Genomic DNA, 21,018 nt, shown 5'->3' on the forward strand with positions numbered 1-21,018 from the left:
AATACTAATCCTTCCCTTCTACCTGCGACACCGCTCGTCGAAACTCAAGTGCTAGTTGCTCTAACCCCAATGGGATAGCATGCGTCAAGTCAAATCCGATTGTCGCGAAGAGCGCTTGATGCTCCTCTAACGTCCGATGATGTGCCCCTCCCATCATGATCGCCATCTGAAGCGTAAAAAATTTGGTGAAGGCAGCTTCTTCGCTGATGATTGGTTCAATGACCAGGATGCGTCCAGATGGGGTATCCATGGCTCGCTTACAATTGGCAATAATTTGTAGATATTCTGAATCGGGCCAGTCCATCAGGACATTTTTGAGCACATAGCAATCGGCCTGGACTGGAATCTGATCAAAGAAGTCTCCACTTTGGCGTTGATAGCGGGGAGCGATCTCCGGTGGAACCTCTTTGGCTGGTCCTTGCTCTACCTGTTCAATGATGGCTGGGCGATCAAAAAGCGTTGCTGTCAGTCCGGGATACTTTTGTAATACCTGTACGGCGAGTTTGCCGTGTCCTCCTCCCACGTCCACCAGATGCCGCACCTCAGCAAAATCGTAGGTTGCAAGTACCGCTGGGAGTACGAGCTGGGAGGCGACAGTTAATCCGCGTTGAAATGTTCGACTCTCTTCTGGTGCGCGCTGGAGCAGTGTCCAGATGTTCTCACCCTCGCCATACAGTCCGGCAATGGCGGATTCTCCTGTCCGAATCGTATGGCTCATATGTTGCCAGGCTCGCCATTGATAACTTGCCGTCGCTAAGCGCACCAGATCTGCATCTGACATCAGTCGTAGCGAACGTTCTGTATGGACAAAGGCATGCGTATTTTCATCGACTTCGCTGAATATGCCGATGCTTGCCAGCGCACGTAGGAGGAGATAGAGTGAGGGCTCATGAGCATCTATCTCCTCCGCCAGGCGAGCCAGTTCTTTGGGTTGATCTGGCTGGATATGATTGATAAGATCAAGTTCGAGCGCCGCTTTCACCGCAGAGATTACCATCAGGCCGCCCTGCAACGAAAAGACAAAGGGATCAGGGAATGTCTCATTGAGCCGGGATAGGAGAGGGAAAATGGCCTCCTCTTGTGAAAAGGGTAAATTTGGCATCACGAATCCTTTCAAAAATGTTTCAAAAGCAGAGCAAAGTAACTACTCATCGCGTAGATAACGTACGACATGTAAGGCGGCAAGCTTGTTGAGGATTGGGATGAGTTGTTCATAGGAGAGATGAAGCATATGACAGAGCTCATCGACCGCTCGTGGACCATTCCCGAGAATCATCCATACCTGCCGATCTCTGCGCGGAAGCGCGTTGAACTGTTCCTCCGCACAATCCAGGTAGCGTGTGACATAAAATGGTGCAGGAGTACTGCGTATGTGGCTTTGAGCTTCCTGCTTACGACTATCATGATTTGGAGAATACTGAGAAAGTGCCAGTGAGTGTTTGGGATCAGGACGCACGATCCATGAGAGCTCTCCACAGAGCGCACAGAGCTCAAGTGCAGCCTGCCCCTGGAGTTGCATCTGCCCCTGTCGTCCCACGATCGCGCAAGAACGGATACGCCCCTGGATGATCGAGAGTTCAATGGTGCAGGCTGTGCTGGTCCCGCTGATGCCTTTGGCTTTGCGTGCAGCCCCAAGTGTGGTGGCTGATACCTCGGCCCACAGTTCGCATGTTTGACGATTTGCGCCGAGCACCGCCAGGAGCATATCAAGTTTCAGATTATAGACATGGTTCCCCCGACTCTCCATAATATCCCTCCTCAACTCCCTTATCTGTCCTCTTTCATGATTCATCGGCGATATGGAATGCAACTTCTGATTAACGTTAGCTCTGCTCTCCTCGTTTTTGAAGGCAGAGTGACTACATAGAGAAAAATAGAGACTATACGTGTTTAAATGATTTTATTGAAGCAGCTACATACACTTTACCATAAAGCAGCAGAGATCTCATAAGAATGTTGTAAAGATTTGCGGTATTTGGAGATCATATGGTATTTGATAAGTCGAGGATTAATGGATGAGATCAGGATAGTACACAGGGCGAGCTGATATGGTATAGTATAGATAATATCTTTTCGCATTTGATGGTGATGGAGCTCGCCAGGTCAAATAATAATTTTGACTGAACCGCAAAGTCGCTAATAGCTCCTGACAATGTCTCGTAAGACGACATTGCCAGGAGCTTTTTTGTGCATGTAGTGTGGATTAAAGAGGTGACATACTGCTTATGTCTATTGCGTTCTTATTACAACTGAGCCTTATTGGGCTGGCCGGCGCTCTCGGCGCGATCGCTCGCTATTTGCTGGGCCACTTGATTGCCAGCCGGGTCGGATCGACTTTTCCCCTTGGCACGTTGGTGATTAATGTCAGTGGTTCCTTTTTTATCGGTTTGCTCTTTGGACTCACCGCTCATCATATCGTGAGCCCGGCTGTACAGCTGGTACTTGCTACTGGCTTCCTTGGCGGTTACACGACCTTTAGCACGATGTCCTGGGAAGGGGTGCAGCTCGCTCGGGGTGGTAGTCTACGCATGAGCGTGCTGTATTTCAGTGAAAATGTGCTCTTTGGTCTGCTGGCGACCAGTCTTGGCATTGCGTTAGGATGGTGGCTGTGATGTCAAAAGAGCATTTTCATTGGAGACGCTTGCTAGCTGTCTTCTGTGGTGGCTTCCTGGGCACGATCACGCGCTATCTCTTGAGCCGTGCCATTCAGGGGACGCTGGGCAATGGCTGGCCCTATGATATCTTGCTGATCAATGTGACCGGAGCCTTTGCGCTGGCGTTCCTGACGGTACTGGCCGAGGCGGCTTTCCTTATAGGTCCCACACGTCGCCTGCTACTCACCGTTGGCTTTTTGGGGGCTTATACGACGTTTAGCAGTCTGGCTCTAGGTGATGTCACGCTGTTCTCCACACAGGAGATATTTCTGGCCTTACTCTATCTGGTTTGTAGCCTGGCTGGAGGCGTGATTGCTGTCCTGCTGGGACAGATCAGCGGTCTCTGGCTACTTCGTTCTGTCAGGTCGATGAGTAGAGAGCCTGCGCCTGAATTATTAGCTGCGACATCCGCTCATCCCATGGGCAAGCGCGAAAGCACGCAGTCGCTCAAGACAGAAGAGCAGACCTATTGATAGCTGTGATGGATTTGTGCTCAGTGGAGTTGTGCAATCAGATAGATTTTGGCGTACAATCAAGCTAGATATGATCCTTTCTTTTGTGGGAGAGGATGAACATTGCCAATTTATGCACCTGCATATATGTTGCTGTCTGAGGATGCTTTTTATTGTAAAGGAGCAAGTACATAATGCAAACTCTTCTAGGTATTGATCTCGGTACGACGGGAGTCAAGGCGGCTCTTTTCGCTGCTGATGATGGGCATGTCGTCTCTGATGCTTTCGTTGATTATGAGTTATATCATCCTCATCCAGGATGGGCTGAGCAGTTGCCATCTGACTGGTGGCAGGCGACTATTTCGGCGATCCGATCCTGTCTCACCGCCGCCGCTCAGCAGGGGGCTTCCGCCGAGGATGTCCGTGGAGTTGGCCTGTCTGGTCAGATGCATGGCGTGGTCCTGCTGGATAGCGATCAGCAGGTTTTGCGTCCCTGCATTATCTGGGCGGATCAGCGCAGCGACGAGCAGTGTCGCTGGATTACTGAAAAAGTTGGGGCCAGCAAGTTGATCGAATACGTCAGCAATCCCGCGCTGACCGGCTTCTCCGCTCCCAAATTGCTCTGGATACGCGATAATGAGCCGGAGATATTTGCTCGCGCCAAAACGATGCTGCTGCCAAAGGATTATATTCGCTATCGTCTGACCGGCGTCCTGGCGATGGAGATCTCGGATGCTGCCGGAACAGTCCTGCTTGACGTCAAGCATGGTACCTGGTCGCAGGAAGTGCTCACGGCGCTCGAACTTGATCCATCGTTATTGCCTCCCGTTGTGCCAGCCGATGCGGCCAGTGGCTCGATCACCGCTGAGGTTGCTGAATTGACCGGACTTCATCAGGGCACGCCCGTGGCCGGCGGCGGAGCTGATAATGCCTGCGGTGCGGTCGGCAATGGTGTTGTAGAGCCCGGACTGGCTTTGCTCTCGATCGGCACCAGCGGGATTGTCCTTGCACATTCGAACACTCCCCAGGTTGACGTCTCTGGACCCGTGCCACGCGTGCACACATTTAATCATGCCGTCCCTGATGCCTGGTATCTGATGGGCGTCACACAAGGTGCTGGACTCTCTCTGCATTGGGTACGCGATAATATCGGCTTGCCCGAACGTGCTCTGGAGCGCTGGACCGGCCTGGATGCTTATGAACTGCTCTCAAGAGAGGCTGAAAGTGTCCCGGCTGGCAGCGAAGGATTGATCTTCTTGCCATATATGCAGGGCGAGCGCACGCCCCATCTGGATGCCTATGCTCGCGGCGGCTGGATCGGTCTGACAGCCAGTCACGATCGACGCCATCTGGTGCGCTCCGTGCTGGAAGGTGTCGCGTTTAGCCTCAAGGATTGCTACTCAATCATCCAGGAGCAAGGACTCCAATTGGATCAGGTACGTGCAACTGGCGGCGGAGCCAAGAGTCCACTCTGGCGGCAGATCATTGCCGACGTGCTGGGCGTTGAACTGGTGATCACCAATGCCAGCGAAGGACCTGCTTTTGGAGCGGCTCTGCTTGCCGGTGTCGCTGGAGGCGTCTACTCATCTGTCCAGGAAGCCTGTGCCAAAACCGTCAAGATCGTTTCGCGGACCGCTCCCAATAAAGAGCTGGCTCCAGCTTATGAGCAAGCATACGAAGTCTACAAAGCACTGTATCCGGCTCTCAAGCCAATCATCAGTCGTCCCCTCTAACATCAGGTAACAGATGGTCGTGCTATAGAGATAGCGCGACCATCTGTTATTATGCAAAAAATCGTGTTGAATTGCTCCTGGTAATTATATACTAGAGATGTTTGTGTGATTTTATTGTATCTTGAGCGTTTGAATCAGATACTTGATAGAAGCTATTGAGTATGAAATTTTTGCTTGTCTATTTGTGAACTTGAGAAGGAGTGCTTTACCATGGAAGTCTTCGAGGCTGTTCGCACCGTGCTGGCCGTGCGTCAATTTCAGGATAAACCGATTCCAGAAGACCTTGTGCATCAGATTGTTGAAGCGGGACATCTGTCCGCGAGCAGTATGAACGGTCAGCCGTGGCATTTTGTTGTGGTACAGGAGAAGGAGACGTTACATCAACTGGGTTCTCTGGCACGTTCAGGACCATACATCGCGCAAGCTCCCGTGGCGATCGTCATAGGGCTGGAGAAAAGCCCTTATGGAGTCTCGGATGCCAGCCGAGCTATTCAGTCGATGATCTTGACGGCCTGGGAGCAGGGGATCGGCTCGAACTGGGTCGGCTTTGATAATCTCGGCCAGGTTCGCTCTCTGCTGGGCATCCCCGACGAGATCGATATTTTAGCTATCTTACCCTTTGGCTATCCCGTTGCGAACATCGGCAAGGGAGCAAAAAAGCGGAAACCGTTAGGCCAGATCGCTCATCGCGAGCGCTGGGGACAGGCGTTCGAGTAGGCGCTACTCTTTTTATCGACGCGATGCTGGCTTTACTACCGTTTTGTCGTAATCGCATAGATCAGTGATCGCGCACCTGTGGCAGAGAGGACGCTCGTAGATACAGACTCTCTGCCCTAGTCGCAGCAGTGCTTTATTTCTTCCCACTAAGAAATTCATCGACCCACTGAAACTCCTGGTAGAGGATCATTCCTATGTCAGGCTTTAGTGGAACAAGTCCTCTTACCACTGAAGAAAAAATGTCGAGTGCAAACGTTCTTGTCTCTGCCTGTAACCATGACCGCTCTATGAGCGCATATCCTCGTTCGTACTCTCCTTGTTTGAAAAGGAGATCTATCAGATAATTGAGCGTATTGACTTGTTGATAGCTATCGGAGATGGAACGAGCGATGTTTTCAGCTCGATCCCAGAGTTGAGCTTGTGCGAGGGAGTGTACCAAATCCTTCAATGCCCAGTCTTGCTGAATGCTCTCTGGGATGGAACGAGTGATGGCCTCAGCCTGTTTCCATTGTTGAGCTTGTGCAAGAGCTTGTGTTAAAGCAATTAATGCATTAGCTTGCTGAAATCTCTCAGGAATGGAATGAGCGATGTTTTCAGCTTGATCCCAGAGTTGAGCTTGTGCGAGAGCTTGTGTTAAAGCAATTAATGCCCAGGCTTGCTGATAACTATCGGAGATGGAACGAGCGATGGCTTCAGCCAACTCCCATATAGGTTCAGCCTGTTTCCAGAGTTGAGCTTGCGCGAGGTTCTGTGCTAATGTAATTAATGCCCAGGCTTGCTGATAACTATCGGAGATGGAACGAGCGATGGCTTCAGCCAACTCCCATATAGGTTCAGCCTGTTTCCAGAGTTGAGCTTGTATCAATATTGCTGCCAAGGAACTTAATGCCCTGGCTTGTTGATAGCTATCGGAGATGGAACGAGCGATGTTTTCAGATTGATCCCAGAGTTGAGCTTGCGCGAGAGCTTGTGTTAAAGCAATTAATGTTCTGGCTTGCTCATTGCTATCGGAGATGGAACGAGCGATGTTTTCAGCTTGATCCCAAAGTTGAACTTGTACGAGAGCTTGTGTTAAAGAATTCAATGCCCTGGCTTGTTGATAGCTATCGGAGATGGAACGAGCGATGTTTTCAGATTGATCCCAGAGTTGAGCTTGCGCGAGAGCTTGTGTTAAAGAATTCAATGCCTTGGCTCGCTCATCGCTATCAGGGATGGAACGGGCGATGTTTTCAGATTGATCCCAGAGTTGAGCTTGCGCGAGAGCTTGTGTTAAAGAATTCAATGCCCTGGCTTGTTGATAGCTATCGGAGATGGAACGAGCGATGTTTTCAGATTGATCCCAGAGTTGAGCTTGTGCGAGAGCTTGTGTTAAAGAGCTCAATGCCCTGGCTTGTTGATAGCTATCGGAGATGGAACGCGTGAAGGCTTCGGCCAACTCCCATACAGGTTCAGCTTGTTTCCAGAGTTGAGCTTGCGTGAGGTTCTGTGCTAATGTACTTAATACCCAGGCTTGCTGGTAGCTATCGGAGATGGAACGAATTATGGTTTCAGCAGTGGTACATAGACTCTCGATATTTATATATTGCTTTTTTTCAATAATAGCTATTCCCAGTTCACTCAATGCGCTTACTTGCTGATAGCTATCGGAGATGGAACGAGCGATGTTTTCAGCCTGTTCCCAGAGTTGAGCTTGTGAGAGAGCTTCAGCTAAAGCATTCAATGCCTTGGATTGCTCATCGCTTTCAGGAGGGATGGAACGAGCAATGTTTTCAGCCTGTTCCCAGAGTTGAGCTTGTGAGAGAGCTTCAGCTAAAGCTTTCAATGCCCTGGCTTGCTTATCGCTTTCAGGAGAGATGGAACGAGCGGTGGCTTCAGCTTGATCCCAGAGTTGAGCTTGTGCGAGAGCTTGTGTTAAAGAATTTAATGCAGTGGCTTGTTCATTGCTATCGGAGATGGAGTGAGCGATAGCTTTAGCCAACTCCCATACAGGTTTAGCTTGATCCCAGAGTTGAGCTTGTGTCAAGGCTGCTGCTAAAGAACTTAATGCACTGACTTGCTCATCGCTCTCGGGAATGGAACGAGCGATAGCTTCAGCCAACTCCCATACAGGTTTAGCTTGATCCCAGAGTTGAGCTTGTGCCAATGCAGCTGCTAAAGAATTTAATGCCCTGGTTCGCTGATAATTATCGGAGATGGAACGGGCGGTGGCTTCAGCTTGATCCCAGAGTTGAGCTTGTGCGAGAGCTTGTGTTAAAGAATTTAATGCAGTGGCTTGTTCATTGCTCCATGGAATTGAATGAGCAATCTCTTCAGCCAGTTTCCATATAGGTTCAGCTTGATCCCAAAGTTGAGCTTGTGAGAGAGCTTCAGCTAAAGCTCTCAATGCCCAGGATTGCTCATCACTCTTGGAGATGGAACGAGCGATGACTTCAGCCAATTCCCATCGTTGGGCTTGTGAGAGAGCATGTGTTAAAGAAATTAATGCCCAAGCTTGCTGATTATTCTCCGCGAAAGATCGAGCTAATTCAAACATTCTCAGAAAGAACTGCTGGCTTTCGCTTTGACGATCTGGTTGTGTTGAGAGATACTCAGCGATCATAAGAAAGACTATTGCCTTCCTTCCTGGATTGGTCAATAACTCTGCGTGTCCGAGCACTTCTTGTTCTCGTCCTTTCAGGAGGAGGAGCCGAAACAAGGCATCAGGATAGTTATCAGCTTGACTTCTTAAGCTACAGCGAAGCAAGGTATAGCACCACAACCGTGGGAGATGCTGCAATGCTTCTTCCAGGTTCCATTTCCAACCATGCCATATGGAAGCACGACGGCCATAATCAAGATCTTCAATGTATGAGCGGGCACTTACATCATAACGTTCTTTCGCTTTGCCATAACTTCCTTCATCCAGAATCGCAAACATACGATCCCACTCATGAGCAAAATACCAGTGGGCAATCGTATGCTTTCTAGCATAAAGCCGTCGTTCTTGCTCGTTGACTTCATGAGTATTTTCCCAGATAGAACTCAGTCCCTCCTGCTCACACCATGTCGCAAGTTCAGCATGCCAACCTTCTTCTTCATCTGCGGCAAACACATATTCCTGGTGTGGATTGTGCTCATCTTGTCTGAGATAATCGCGTAATTTGAGGTGGAATAACGTATAACGGCGCGATCCTGTATCTGTGAGCAAACCTCCTAAGCGTTGTATCCCATCGCGTAGTCGTTCATCGTCGATTAGCAAGATGGATCGGAGCGTGCGTAGTCCCAGTGGCTCACGTGCGGCTAACAATAATCCGAGCAAAGGTTTGAGCACTTCTCGCCATTCTAACCGTTGCCGCTTGAAACGAGCGATGGAAAGCGAGAAAAGATTGTTGGGATTATGAGCAAGACGAGCAATTAACTCGTTGGCTGGAAGTGCTCCTACCTCGCTTAGTTCTCTTGCCACGAGATCCAGAAAGAGTGCATTTTGCTCCATGGTGGAATAGAATTGATCCGCCAGCGTTCTTTCTAGTTGTACATTCCGATGTGCGAGGATGAGACCAAAATCTTCGCGGCTCAGATTCGGGAGCTTATATTTCTCAAACGGCTTGAGCAGTTCAAGTGGGTGTAGCGTATCATCAGGACGGGTGCCAAGCACAAAAACGATGCCAGGGGGAGGATTATTGGGTAAGAAACTCAGGTCCCGATAGCCATTCAAGTCTTCTTCAAGTTGATCTAAGCCATCGATAAAAATGACCTCGTGCTTTTCCAGTGCAGCGATGTCGTGTAACACCTTGGGAAAATAGTCGCGCAGAGCAGCGCGGCTATCACTTGCTACATACAGATCAGAGAGATCGTACTTGAGGATGAGGCGTGCCATGAGGTTGCGCAGCAGTCCGACTTGATGATCGGGGCCGGGATTGAGCGGAATAAAATGGAAGGCTATATTTTCACTCTCTTGACCAGCCATCTCAACCAGTTTCGCAATCATACTACTCTTGCCCTGTCCGGCCTGTCCGGTGATAGTGACATATCCCCCGGTTTGCATTGTGTCATGGATGCGTTGCTGGATCTCGGCGAACTCGCGCTGGCGTCCTACGAAACTGGCCAGACGATCCTGCATAAAGCCGCGATGATCGATCAATAAGGCTTGTAGTCTTTGTTCTCTCTCTCCTCTCTGTTTTGTGTGAGGTGAGGATTGAGCTGAAAGAATATCACGAATTGCACCTAAAATTTCTTGAAATGCTTCATCACGATTTCTGCATTTATCGATAGGCGGGCCACTGCGTGGAAGGCATTGGAGCCGCTCAATCGGTGTATCCTGAAGGTTCACGCCGCGTAATAAGATTGGTATGATGATTGCCGATGGACAAGACGAGATGGCAAATTCCATTTCCTCGTAACACTCACTGATAAAGTCGGCACTCATCAATAGCAGGATAATGGATGCCTCGGCAAGCTTCGTCTCTTTTATCTTCTGTATATCTCCTCCTGGAGGAATCTGTTGATGATGCCAGAGACGGATACGATGTTGTTTCTTTAACGCAACAAGGTGTGTTTCTAATGCTTTGCGTAGATTCTCATCTTGAGAGGCTGAGGCAATATAGATTAAGGGGAGAATATTGGCATCCATGAGCGTTTCCATACCTTTATCCACAAACACAAGTTATGCTCGTTTGCATCGATGAGCTATATTATACCTGTTTATCCAGCATGGTGCAAGAATGGATAATCTGGCGGGGCGGAAAGATGTCTTCGCTTCCATGGCAACGCAGATGTGTTGAAACAGTTTTTGAAGGCAATTCGTGTACACTACAAATGGCTTGCCACAAGAGAAGAGGAAAGAATCGTGAAACAGCCGCCCCAGCGAGCTCGGAATCCTGCGGATTATGGTTATCCGTCTGCCGATATGATTGCCCTTTCAGCCAAAGCGCTCAGAGTGATGACACGATTGACGGAGCAGTTCGGAGAAGCATCCTTTTCCCAAAAAGACCCGATGAGTATGCTGGTTGATATCCTTCTCTCGCATCGAACACGTGATGAGCAGACAGCAGCAGGCTACGCCAACCTTTTGAAGCGCTTTGGATCATGGGAGGGGGTACGAGACGCGCCAACCATGGAGGTACAGGATGCTATTGCTAACGTCAACTTTCCTGAAGTCAAAGCGCCGCGTATTCAGGCCATCATGCGCCAGATCACCGAGGAGCGTGGCAACCTGGATCTCAACTTCCTCCGTGATCTTCCTCTCGAGGAGGCTGCCGCCTGGCTCAACCGCTTTCACGGGATCGGGCCTAAAACCACTGCGTGTGTGTTGCTTTTTAGCTGTCAGATGCCCATCCTTCCCGTTGACGTCCACGTTCATCGCACCTCGATTCGGATTGGGCTGATTGGCAAGAAAGTCACGGCAGAAAATGCTCATATGCTTTTGCAAGTCTTGTTGCCTGATGATGCAAGGACTATCTACAATTTCCATAAAGGACTGCTTCGGCTTGGCCAACGGATCTGCGTCTATGAACGACCTCGCTGTAGCCAATGCCCGCTGACTGAACTATGCGATTATTATCATACAGTGGTAAAACACGAAAATTGATATGAAAAACATCTTAGATTCTCGCTCTCCTCGTCTGGACTCGGCTCTGGTCGCCTATCTATTTTTTGTGGTTATGGTGGTAGCGGTACTACCGACACCATTGTACGCGATCTATGCTCGTCAACTGGGGTTCTCGGCGGCTCTGGTCACAGCCATCTTCGCGGTCTACGCTGGCGGAGCGTTGACTTCGCTACTGACTCTGGGTCGGCTTTCTGATCACATCGGCCGCCGATCTGTGCTGGTTGGTGCGGTGATCCTGGCGTCAGTAAGTGCGCTGATTTTGCTTACTCCTTCGTCACTACTGGCGTTGTTCACAAGTCGACTGGTCTCCGGAATCGCTGTCGGTATGGTCACTGGATGCGCCACCGCCTATATTGCCGAACTCGGAGTACGGAGACCCGGATCAGGATCTCCGGTGGTGATAGCGCTTGTTGCCAACGTTGGAGGTCAGGCGTTCGGGACGGTGCTTTCGGGAGTGCTTGCCGAGTTTGCGCCCAGTCCGCTTCAGGTACCTTACTTAGCTGGTCTGGTGCTGTTATTGCCTGTCGTTTTCTGTCTCGTTCTCCCCGAAACTGTGACCAAACGCGACGGGTGGCGTGCCGGGATTCGCCAGCACGGTATCGGTGTGCCTGGCAGTATCCGAACTCCGTTTGCTGGTGCGGCCATCGCAGGCCTTGCCTCGTTCGCATTCTTCGGATTCCTGACCGCCCTCACCGGTAACATCCTCGTTTCCAGCGTACACGAGACCAGCCACCTGATTGCTGGGCTGGTAGTCGCCGCTATGTTCGTCGCCAGCGCTGTGGCGCAGTTCGCTGCCCATTCTCTTCCGGCTCGCAGAGGGGGACTCATCGGAGTGGCGACCCTGCCTCTTGCCGCTGGATGTGTCGTGGTCGCTGTGGTTGCTGCCTCGTTGCCGCTACTGGTAGTTGGAGCTATCGTCGGTGGGATTGGGGCTGGATTCGCCTTCCGTTCCGGCCTCGCGATTGTCACGCGTATCGCACCGGATAATGTACGAGGGCAAGTGACGTCGAGCTTCTACGCTGCGTCCTACATCGGCGCCGTCGTGCCTACGGTAATTGCGGGCTTGTTAACTTCCGTCTCAAGCCTGTTCGTGGCAGCCCTGGCGCTGGCGATTTTTATGGGGGGGCTCGCGATCGTGTCGGCGATGATGATCAGGCGAACCGTCTAAAATGGGTCAAGCTCAGTATGATGACAGAACGAAGAGTGTCTCTGCACGTCTGAAAAAAGTAAGATTCGAGAAGTTTTCTTTTACTTGATTGGGATATACTCAATCTGCCGATTGGGGATACTTTATCCAGTTGGCAGACTTCCCAACAGGGGCTTCCAATGAAGAGAAAGAAGAGAGGAAACATGTTTACGAAAATCGGTACCATCACGATAGGGGTCAGCGATCAGGACAAAGCCCTCGACTTTTATGTGAACAAGCTTGGTTTTGAAAAGGTAGACGATCAGCCTATGAGCGAAACTGAGCGCTGGCTGGAAATTGCTCTTCCTGGTACTCAGACCCATATCATGCTCGGCTTGCGTGGACAAAGTGGCAGTGATAAAACCGGCATGACTGGCTTTGTTTTGCACACTGACAATATAGAAGAGACGTGCGCAACGCTCAAAGCTCGTGGAGTTACGCTTACCCAGGAACTGACCACTGAACCCTGGGGCAAATGGGCGCAGTTGACAGACCTTGATAGCAACGAATTTGGTATCTGGGGACCTGCTTGGTAGCTTTCCTGGTCAGATTGTTACAAAAGTAGCGTCGGACGCTTGCGTACGATGTTCCAGTAAATCGCACGATTATGCTCGCCAACGTACTTCACCGAAATTGAGGCGAATCATACGAGCAGCTGGAACATCGTACGCAAGCGTCCGACGCTACTTTTGGGTATTACGAGAGTTTAAAGGCGTTGATCTCGTTGTTGCTGATATAGAGCCAGCCGTTGCTGACGCAGGGACGGCTGATTTTCCCGTGTCCGATCCTGAGCGAATGGATGCGTTTGCCCTGTTGGGTATCGAGCATATAGAGGTCCTGATTTCTGGTGATGAGATAGATGATATCGTTTTTGATGAGTGGGACGGCATCGATCTCGTTTCTGAGATAGGTGATCCACAGCTGCTCGCCGGAGACGATATCGAGGGCGAAGAGTGTGGTCCGCGCCGATGAGTTTTCAATGGTGCCTCCCAGGCTGACGTAGGCGATGCCGTTGACGATTTCGACATCGGTGGTCATATCCGGCTCGATCCGTATGGACCAGTAGGTCTCTCCGGTATGCATGTCGAGGGCGTAGAGCTGGTTGTCCTGCGTGAAGAGGCAGACGGTGCTCTCGTCGAGCTTGAAGATGGCGTGTAGGCGACCGACATCTGTATAGGTGGCGAGTTTCTGTCCATGATCGGCGTCGACGGAGTAGCAATGGCCGCGGGTGGTGCCAATATAAACGGTGTTGTCAGTGATCATGGGCCGGCCCTGGAGCTCGGCTTTGAGCGTGACGTCCCAATATTGCTGTCCGGTGGCGGCGTTGATCGCGTAGACGGCGTGCTGTGAGTGGATATAGACGATGTCGTTGTTGATGATCGGTGATGCTTCAAGCACTTCATCGGTTTCCAGAGACCAGAATGCCTCGCCGGTATCAGCGTCCAGAGCCCAGATCTTGCCGCCGTCGTCGGCGTGTCCCGCGCAGAAGTAGACGGTCCCGAAGGCGACGACGGGAGCGTCGTAGATGCCGAAGTTTGTCTTGTAGGACCAGAGATGCTCACCTGTGGAGGCGTCCAGGGCTCGTAGATGCTTGTGGCTCGCGACTGTCCAGGGAGCGGTGCTGTAGGTGCCTGCGTAGATGATCCCTTTTTCCACGACTGGTTCGGCATAATATACTTGATCAAGTCCCGATGTAGTGGTCCAGGTGGGAATAAATTGCGTCGTGACGTTCCTGCTCGATTGCTGCGCTATGCGCGCCGGGTTGCGCTTCGCTCCTGCGATAGGAGCTGTTATCGGACGCTCACCATCGCTAACACTTTTTCGTTCGGTGCCTGCGCTCTCGCCCTCATTCTTTTGTTCCTGTGCTGGAGCTTTTTTCGGTTTTTTGGGGACGACTTGCTTTCCTGTGCGGCGTGTGTCGAGCGCGGATGAGCGTTTGCTCTGCGTTTCCTGGGTGGCAGCATCCAGCAGTGCCTGCACGAAATCGGCCACAGAGTCGTAGCGATCGTTGTGCTCTTTGGAGAGCGCTTTGAGGATGACTCCTTCGATCAGTGGCGGGATGCCTGGATTGAGCGTATGTGGTTCGGCCGGTATTTCATAGATGTGCTTATAGCCAATAGTATAAGGATCGTCGGCGATAAAGAGTTGCTGTCCGGTGACAAGTTCGTAGGCGATGCAGCCCAGGGCATACTGATCGCTTTTCTTGCTGATCTTGCCCTTGAATTGTTCTGGCGACATGTAGGCGGGAGTGCCAATCTCATCGACGCGCCGTGTCCTCTGGACCTGGAGCGCGATCCCGAAGTCGGCGAGCATCGCTTCTCCATTGGCGTCGAAGAGGATGTTGGCTGGCTTGAGATCCCGGTGGACCACATCGAGATCATGTGCGTGCTGTAGTCCGTCCCCGGCCTGCTGTAATACCTGCAATGCCTCATCCAGCGGCATCGGTTCGCCGTTGAGCTGTTCCAGCCGATCTTGTAGTGATCCTCCCTGTGCATATTCTGCTATAAAGTAAGGATACCCTTCATATAGGTTAGCATCGAGGATGGGGAGAATATGCGGGTGGGAGAGGGTATCGAGGAGCACGGCCTCCTGAAAGAAGCGATCAAACTCTTCTTGTGAATTCAACGCGGTATTTAGGATCTTGATCGCAACTGGCGGTTTTTGTGTCAGAAGGAAGTGTTTGCCCAGGTAGACACTGCCAAATGCTCCTTGCCCTAGTAACTGTACAAGCTGGTAACTCGCTAACTGCTTGCCTAATAATTCATCTTTCACCTTACGCATCCTTTGCACCGGGAAACTATACTCGCCATATCAAATAAAATTATACCTGAATATGCAACCAGCCTGGTCACCTTACTGGAGGTCACCATCGCTGACGTTGTTTATTATACTATGCACAACATTTCTTCTTATATGCTATAACAACTATGCAAGCAAAATACCTTCTCGGGATGGATATTTTGCTGTCTATCTACTTTATCACATGCGTGACAGCTTTAGGAGGCTTGCTTTGACGCATGAAAAACTGTGGGAGCCGGGAACAGCTCACAGCGTTTATTTTTGCTGTCCTACTTGACTTTATTTTATTGTAATGGTACTATTTTTTTAGGGAGCTAAAAAATTAGTTTGGAGGAGCAGAAAAAGTGCAAAAGCCTATTCAGGAACTTGCACCGCGTATTAGCGATGGCCTAAAGCTCATCTATTCGATGCAGGAACGAGGACAAAAGGTTTCTACTTCGGCGGTGAGTGAGCATCTCGGGGTGAGCGATGCAACTGCGACGACGCTGTTTAAAGATTTTGCTGCGGCTGGTTGGGTCGAGCATGTCCCCTATCATGGGGTACGCCTGACGCCATTGGGAGAGCAGAAAGCGATGGAAGTGATCCGCCATCATCGTTTGCTTGAGCTCTATCTGGCTCGTGAGTTGGGCTATAGCTGGGATAAAGTGCATGACGAGGCGGATAAATTAGAGCACGTGATCTCTGAGGAGTTTGAGGATAAGCTTGATCAGCTGTTGGGATATCCTACGGTTGATCCGCATGGCGATCCCATTCCTAGCAAGGATGGCGTGATGATTGCGCGTGAAGGGATACAGCTCTCTCTTTTGCCTGAGGGTCAGTCGGCACATATCGTGCGTGTCAGCGATCAGGAATCCGAAAAACTCTGCTATCTGGGACAACTCGGTCTCTATCCGGGATCTCATATCGAAATCATTTCACGAGCTCCTTTCGGTGGTCCTATCAGCGTGCGCGTCGGTGAGGCTCCGCTGCAGAGCGATCATATTCTGGGTAAAGAGTTGGCGGAACATATCATTGTGACGGCCTCGAAGGTAGAAGAGTCGCTGGTTAAATAGATATATTTATAACTTACCAGACTTTATAACAAGAAGCCTGATCAAACTTTTTCTGTATGTCGGTGCTGTGTTGTGGGATGGACAGCAGCTATCAAGTAGTTTGAGGTGGTCTAAGATGGCGTTGTTATCAAAAGCACGAAATAAAGTCGAATATGATGCTCCAATTCATATTCGACTCTTATCCGGGTGGAAGCGCTCCTGGGGAGGCGAGAACCGCTGGGGGGTAGGACTCCAGGATATTCTGCGGGCTCTTGGTCCGGGTTTCCTGGTGAGTGTGGGCTATATGGACCCGGGCAATTGGGGAACTAATCTGGCGGCCGGAGCTGGCTTCGGCTATCAACTACTATGGGTGATTCTAGTAAGCAATATCGTCGCTATCTTTTTGCAGATTGCCGCTGCGAAACTCGGTGTGGCGACCGGTAAAGATCTGGCTTATCTGATTCGCGAACAATTTCCACGCCCAATTGCAAACTTTCTGGGAGTAACCTCTATTATTGCAATCATGGCAACCGATCTGGCAGAGATCCTTGGTGGGGCACTGGGTTTTAACATCTTATTCAAAATTCCTCTTTTTCCGGGCGCACTGCTCACAGGCGCGATTGTGATGGGCCTGCTGGCCTTGAGTCGCTTTGGCCTGCGTAAGATCGAATATCTCATCATGGGCTTCGTCTCCATTATTGGATTGGCCTATGTATATGAGACGGCATTATTAGACCCCAATTGGGGGGCCATTGGTTTTCATACAGTTGTCCCACAGGTATCGAGTGGAAGTATCCTGATCGCTGTCGGCATTCTCGGAGCCACCGTTATGCCGCATAACATCTTCCTGCATTCGTATCTGGCCCCAAAACGCCTGACCAGAGACGCCACTCCCGTTGAGCGGCGCAAAGTGCTACGCCTCTCTAAAATCGATACGATTGCAGCGCTGAATGTGGCCTTTTTTGTCAATGCGGCCATGCTGGTCGTCGCCGGAGCCGTCTTTTTCGGACATATCTCGGCTGATGATCTGGATTTGCAGACCGCTTATGTGACACTCGTTCCAAGCCTGGGCATCTTTGCCGGTCTGGCCTTTGGGATTGGCCTGCTGTCCGCTGGTCTTTCTTCGACGATCACAGGGACACTGGCCGGACAGGTGGTCTTGCAGGGTTTCCTGAACAAGTCTGTGCCGATGTGGCTCTGGCGTGTGATCACGCTTATTCCCGCCTTGATCGTTATCTCGTTGAATATCTCCTCCGTTAAAGTCTTAGTGACAAGTCAGGTCGTGCTGAGTTTACAATTGCCGTTCACCATCGTCTCACTGATTGTGCTGTCGCGACGTCGTGATCTGCTGGGCGAATTTGTGAATACACGCTGGCTGACAGTTGTTCATGTCTTGATCGCCATTGTCGTGATCAGCTTGAATGTCTGGTTACTCTACTCGACACTTTTCTAGTGCTGCCTCGATCTTTTTTGACATAAGGATTGTGGCAGCTATAGAATACTCGACTATGGTATTTGTTGGTCGACTGTGCTAAGATTTTTTATATTTCCTTGCATTCAAATGAGAACTGGGCTATAGCCCAGTTCTAAACACGAGCATGGCATCTTTGAATGCGTATGGGTATCACACAACAATGTGAAAGAAGGAGAGACTTTTTTGGCAACTCATGAGAAAAGATATGTGATCATTGGGAATGGTGTCGCTGGCACGACCGCAGCTGAGACGTTACGTAAGAACGATCCGAATTGCAGCATTCACCTTTTGACAAATGAACGCTATCCGCTATACAACCGTGTCTCGCTGCCGCGCTTTTTGCAAGGAGTTATTGTCGAGCAGAAGGTGATGATCCGTGATTTTGCCTGGCATGAACAGCGGACGATTCACTTGATTACCGAGACAGTAGTGACACGTGTGAATACTGAAGAGCAGGTTGTGCATACGGAAGATGGACGCGAGTTTCCTTACGATGCCTTATTGGTTGCCAGTGGTGGCTGGGCCAATCCTCTCAAAGTGCCCGGCGCAAGTGATACAAAACATATTTACAACTTTGTGACCCTCGACGATACGAAGACGCTGGTTGAGCGTATGCAGGAGTCCCGCACGGCTCTGGCGTATGGTGGAAGCTTCATCGCCTACGAGCTTTGCGATGGCTTTGCGATGCGCAAGCTGGATACTGTCTGGATGATGCGCGGACCGTACTGGCTGCGTAATTCTCTGGATACCGATGGCGGCGAGGTGGTGGATGCGATCGCGAAGAAGTTTGGGGTCGAGGTGATTCACGGCGATGAGATTGCGTCGGTGGTGCCTTCCAACGGTGTCCCGAGCTATGTCAAAACCGTAAAGGGACGCGAGATCCAGACCGATATGATCGGTGTCGGACTTGGTATTACGTTGAACACACAGATCCTGGCCGGTTCGCCGATTGAAGTCAATGGTGGCGTGGTGGTCAATGAGTATCTGGAGACCAATGTCGCAGGTGTCTATGCCGCTGGCGATGTCGCCAATTTCTATGATGCTACGACAAAGTCTCATCACACGATGGGTACCTGGGATAACGCCAAAGGTCATGGTCAGATCGCTGCGATTAATATGGCCGGTGGTCATCAGGCGTACGTCGATGTTCCTACCTATACGAGTCCTCTGTTTGATGTCAATATCGCGGTGGTGGGCAGCGCTGAATCCAATAATCCAGAGATGGAAACGATCGCCTTACGCGAGCCGGGCGAAAAGGGCAATGAAAACTATCGACGCCTCTTCTTCCTCGAAAATAAGTTGGTCGGCGTGTTGATGATTGGTAGCCCAAAGGGACGCAAGAAGCTGGTCGAGTTGGTCAAAAATCAGCAGGTCTTTGCCACTGCCAGCGAACGCGAGGCGATTCTCAGACTCAAATAAGCGCTTTTCATTGGTCGTGCGCTAGCCAAATTGGATACGTAGATACATTTTCCTTTACTGTTGCGATATTCTTAGTAGAGAAATGTGTATTCTACGTATTTTTACTTTGATTCTTTTGTTGATCTTTTGATAGCTGAATTGAAAATGCATTATTATGTCTATGGTATTGTGTCTATATATTATGTGAATCTATATTGCTTGATTGTTTGCTGCTTTTCGGCTAGTAGTCATATGAAAAATAGAACGTAGAATTTGTTAAGAGCTAGATAGTAGGAGATGCTCCGTGGCAACAGTTTGTGCTTTTTGTGGACAGGAATTACCGCGAGGAGGGGATGCGCGGTTTTGTACTCACTGTGGGACGTTGGTTCCCGATCAAGCATCAAAATCTCCGGCTGCTCCAGTAGTGAAGAATGATCCACCGTCAATCAACAAGCGGGCTCCCGTGAGTCCCAATCTTGGATGGCATGAGCAACTAGCGGCGCAGCCACCAGCTAGACCTGCACAGCCGCAAGACCCCAATGTGACTCCCTGGCTAGGACTGCCCGGCGGCAACGATGTGGGTAATGTGACGCCGTGGCATGGTTCGTCAGGACAGAAGGCGGACAATGTGACTCCCTGGCATGGTCTTCAGGGACAGGACCTGCCCCGGCCATCGGACCCGGAAGCGACACAGCCAGTTGACGAAGTCGACTACCTTCCGACCATGCCTGTTACTTCTCACAGTCCGAGTAACGCGACGGCTGCCCCTGATGTTCAGATTGAAGACTTTCCCACTGCAACCATGTCAACATCAAATATGCGTGGCGACGCGGATGTGGAAGACCGACCAACCGCGATCATCTCCTCTGATTCAGTTGCCGCTGAGCAATCTGTCAGAGATCGGAGAGAGCAACGGGAGCGTGTTAGTCGTCAACAGGCAGAAGAGATTGATCAATTGTCGACCTCGCAGATGCCAAGCCAGCTCAAAGAACAGCGACCATCGGCGGCGGGACCAGTAGCCGCTGATGCGCCGATGAATATCAACGTATCCAGACCACCTTATTCGCAGTCTCGGCCATCGGCCTCGCGGCCGCCAGTCACGCCGAGCCAGCCGATCTCCTCTCCAGGTTATGGAGCGCCAGTGCCGGAAACGCCCGGCATCTCGCTCTCGGGACGTCACTTTGAGACGCAAGCGGCTACCGCGAAACCATTGCGGGCCTCGCGTCGGCGAGGACGTGGCTGGATTGCCGGCGCCATCGCAGTGGTTGTGGTCCTGGCGGCAGCAGTGGGTAGCTGGCTTATCCTGGCGCAACCTTTCGCCGTTTCGCCCGACACAAATCCCTTGCAAACGACGACCAGCACCTCACTCGCTCTGACGATCATGTATCCGGCTGGCTGGACTGCAACACAGAATGCGACATCGCTCACGTTGTCCGATAGCAACAGTACCGATCAGATAAAAATCACGCAGTCGCAGAGCTCAGAGACCGATCAGACCAACTATCTCAAGTCGCAAGCGACCAAATTGGGCATGACAGATGCCAAAGCTGGTCCTACCGTCAGCTTTGCCGGCAGTAGCTGGCAGCAGATCCATGGAGACTTTCTGGTCAGCGGAGCAGGCTACATTGGCACCATCTATGCCACAGTCCACAATAATCAGCTTTATACACTGACCCAGATGGCACCCAAAGTGACCTTCTCGGACGAGGAGAATCTGGTCTTTGCTCCGGCACGCACGTCTTTACATTTTAAATAATATTCTCTCTGGCTGGGAATGGGCTTGTGGCGGGCGGGTATGATATAATGTGAACTTGACTCCTGTGATGCATACTTGTGAGATTTGAATGCTATATCAGGTGGATGCAGGCTGGTTATAGATGCTATGTATCCACCTGTGTAATAAATAATATATGTTCGATATCTGGAGAAAGGAGCGCGTAAGAAATCAAATTCCTACGCACATTTAACAGAGCAGATGGATGATATT

15 protein-coding genes and 1 riboswitch are annotated in these 21,018 nt (G+C 50.7%); of the genes, 11 read left to right on the forward strand and 4 right to left on the reverse strand.

The features are described from left to right. Window positions 1-4: 4 nt before the first annotated feature. A complete protein-coding gene (locus AC27N8_RS30245; RefSeq protein WP_487072487.1) occupies window positions 5-1,102 on the reverse strand; it encodes a methyltransferase in 1,098 nt (365 codons plus the stop codon). Window positions 1,103-1,144: 42 nt separating this feature from the next. Continuing rightward, window positions 1,145-1,747, reverse strand: a complete 603-nt coding sequence (locus tag AC27N8_RS30250; protein ID WP_487072489.1) for a hypothetical protein — start codon at window positions 1,745-1,747, stop codon at window positions 1,145-1,147. A gap of 328 nt (window positions 1,748-2,075) precedes the next feature. Next, a riboswitch (Fluoride riboswitch) is annotated at window positions 2,076-2,156 on the forward strand. Window positions 2,157-2,225: 69 nt separating this feature from the next. On the opposite strand from AC27N8_RS30250, the gene crcB (AC27N8_RS30255) reads away from it, so the two are divergent. The 4 genes from crcB (AC27N8_RS30255) (at window position 2,226) to AC27N8_RS30270 (ending at window position 5,556) form a co-directional block, all read left to right on the forward strand. Then, window positions 2,226-2,612 (forward strand): fluoride efflux transporter CrcB, encoded by a 387-nt coding sequence (gene crcB, locus AC27N8_RS30255; protein ID WP_487072491.1) that lies wholly within the window; start codon window positions 2,226-2,228, stop codon window positions 2,610-2,612. After that, complete coding sequence (gene crcB, locus AC27N8_RS30260; protein ID WP_487072493.1) at window positions 2,612-3,127, forward strand: fluoride efflux transporter CrcB; 516 nt, start codon at window positions 2,612-2,614, stop codon at window positions 3,125-3,127. The genes crcB (AC27N8_RS30255) and crcB (AC27N8_RS30260) overlap by 1 nt, the downstream gene beginning before the upstream one ends. 173 nt (window positions 3,128-3,300) lie before the next feature. Then, on the forward strand, window positions 3,301-4,839 hold the full coding sequence (gene xylB / locus AC27N8_RS30265; protein WP_487072495.1) for a xylulokinase: 1,539 nt from the start codon (window positions 3,301-3,303) through the stop codon (window positions 4,837-4,839). A gap of 210 nt (window positions 4,840-5,049) precedes the next feature. Beyond that, the gene (locus AC27N8_RS30270) at window positions 5,050-5,556 is read left to right on the forward strand and encodes a nitroreductase family protein (RefSeq protein WP_487072497.1); all 507 of its coding nucleotides are present in this window, start codon (window positions 5,050-5,052) and stop codon (window positions 5,554-5,556) included. 133 nt (window positions 5,557-5,689) lie between these two features. Here AC27N8_RS30270 and AC27N8_RS30275 read toward each other — a convergent pair whose 3' ends face one another. Further along, on the reverse strand, window positions 5,690-10,177 hold the full coding sequence (locus AC27N8_RS30275) for a hypothetical protein (protein WP_487072499.1): 4,488 nt from the start codon (window positions 10,175-10,177) through the stop codon (window positions 5,690-5,692). 204 nt (window positions 10,178-10,381) lie between these two features. Between AC27N8_RS30275 and AC27N8_RS30280 the strand changes: the two genes are divergently transcribed. From AC27N8_RS30280 to AC27N8_RS30290, 3 genes are all read left to right on the forward strand, one after another. Continuing rightward, window positions 10,382-11,122: an endonuclease III domain-containing protein gene (locus AC27N8_RS30280; RefSeq protein ID WP_487072501.1), complete on the forward strand. Its 741-nt coding sequence runs from the start codon at window positions 10,382-10,384 to the stop codon at window positions 11,120-11,122. Window position 11,123: 1 nt separating this feature from the next. Further along, complete coding sequence (locus AC27N8_RS30285) at window positions 11,124-12,311, forward strand: MFS transporter (protein WP_487072503.1); 1,188 nt, start codon at window positions 11,124-11,126, stop codon at window positions 12,309-12,311. A gap of 182 nt (window positions 12,312-12,493) precedes the next feature. After that, window positions 12,494-12,865, forward strand: a complete 372-nt coding sequence (locus AC27N8_RS30290) for a VOC family protein (RefSeq protein ID WP_487072505.1) — start codon at window positions 12,494-12,496, stop codon at window positions 12,863-12,865. A gap of 160 nt (window positions 12,866-13,025) precedes the next feature. On the opposite strand, the gene AC27N8_RS30295 is transcribed toward AC27N8_RS30290, so the two are convergent. Beyond that, window positions 13,026-15,101, reverse strand: a complete 2,076-nt coding sequence (locus AC27N8_RS30295) for a protein kinase domain-containing protein (protein WP_487072507.1) — start codon at window positions 15,099-15,101, stop codon at window positions 13,026-13,028. A gap of 371 nt (window positions 15,102-15,472) precedes the next feature. Between AC27N8_RS30295 and AC27N8_RS30300 the strand changes: the two genes are divergently transcribed. The 4 genes from AC27N8_RS30300 to AC27N8_RS30315 all read left to right on the forward strand — a co-directional run bounded on the left by AC27N8_RS30300 (window position 15,473) and on the right by AC27N8_RS30315 (window position 20,787). Then, window positions 15,473-16,180, forward strand: coding sequence for a metal-dependent transcriptional regulator (locus tag AC27N8_RS30300; protein ID WP_487072509.1), 708 nt, complete (start codon window positions 15,473-15,475; stop codon window positions 16,178-16,180). A 115-nt stretch (window positions 16,181-16,295) separates the two neighbouring features. Next, window positions 16,296-17,612, forward strand: coding sequence for an Nramp family divalent metal transporter (locus AC27N8_RS30305; RefSeq protein WP_487072511.1), 1,317 nt, complete (start codon window positions 16,296-16,298; stop codon window positions 17,610-17,612). A gap of 204 nt (window positions 17,613-17,816) precedes the next feature. Next, the gene (locus tag AC27N8_RS30310; protein ID WP_487072513.1) at window positions 17,817-19,052 is read left to right on the forward strand and encodes an NAD(P)/FAD-dependent oxidoreductase; all 1,236 of its coding nucleotides are present in this window, start codon (window positions 17,817-17,819) and stop codon (window positions 19,050-19,052) included. A 283-nt stretch (window positions 19,053-19,335) separates the two neighbouring features. Then, window positions 19,336-20,787: a hypothetical protein gene (locus tag AC27N8_RS30315; protein ID WP_487072515.1), complete on the forward strand. Its 1,452-nt coding sequence runs from the start codon at window positions 19,336-19,338 to the stop codon at window positions 20,785-20,787. Window positions 20,788-21,018: the final 231 nt, after the last annotated feature.

The organism is Dictyobacter sp. Z7_2 (assembly GCF_057551105.1).

Coding starts and splice junctions, on each gene's coding strand:
- xylB (WP_487072495.1), top strand. CDS start 3,301: ATGCAAACTCTTCTAGGTATTGATCTCGGTACGACGGGAGTCAAGGCG.
- AC27N8_RS30285 (WP_487072503.1), top strand. CDS start 11,124: ATGAAAAACATCTTAGATTCTCGCTCTCCTCGTCTGGACTCGGCTCTG.
- AC27N8_RS30290 (WP_487072505.1), top strand. CDS start 12,494: ATGTTTACGAAAATCGGTACCATCACGATAGGGGTCAGCGATCAGGAC.
- AC27N8_RS30250 (WP_487072489.1), bottom strand. CDS start 1,747: ATGGAGAGTCGGGGGAACCATGTCTATAATCTGAAACTTGATATGCTC.
- crcB (WP_487072493.1), top strand. CDS start 2,612: ATGTCAAAAGAGCATTTTCATTGGAGACGCTTGCTAGCTGTCTTCTGT.
- AC27N8_RS30245 (WP_487072487.1), bottom strand. CDS start 1,102: ATGCCAAATTTACCCTTTTCACAAGAGGAGGCCATTTTCCCTCTCCTA.
- AC27N8_RS30305 (WP_487072511.1), top strand. CDS start 16,296: ATGGCGTTGTTATCAAAAGCACGAAATAAAGTCGAATATGATGCTCCA.
- AC27N8_RS30270 (WP_487072497.1), top strand. CDS start 5,050: ATGGAAGTCTTCGAGGCTGTTCGCACCGTGCTGGCCGTGCGTCAATTT.
- AC27N8_RS30275 (WP_487072499.1), bottom strand. CDS start 10,177: ATGGAAACGCTCATGGATGCCAATATTCTCCCCTTAATCTATATTGCC.
- crcB (WP_487072491.1), top strand. CDS start 2,226: ATGTCTATTGCGTTCTTATTACAACTGAGCCTTATTGGGCTGGCCGGC.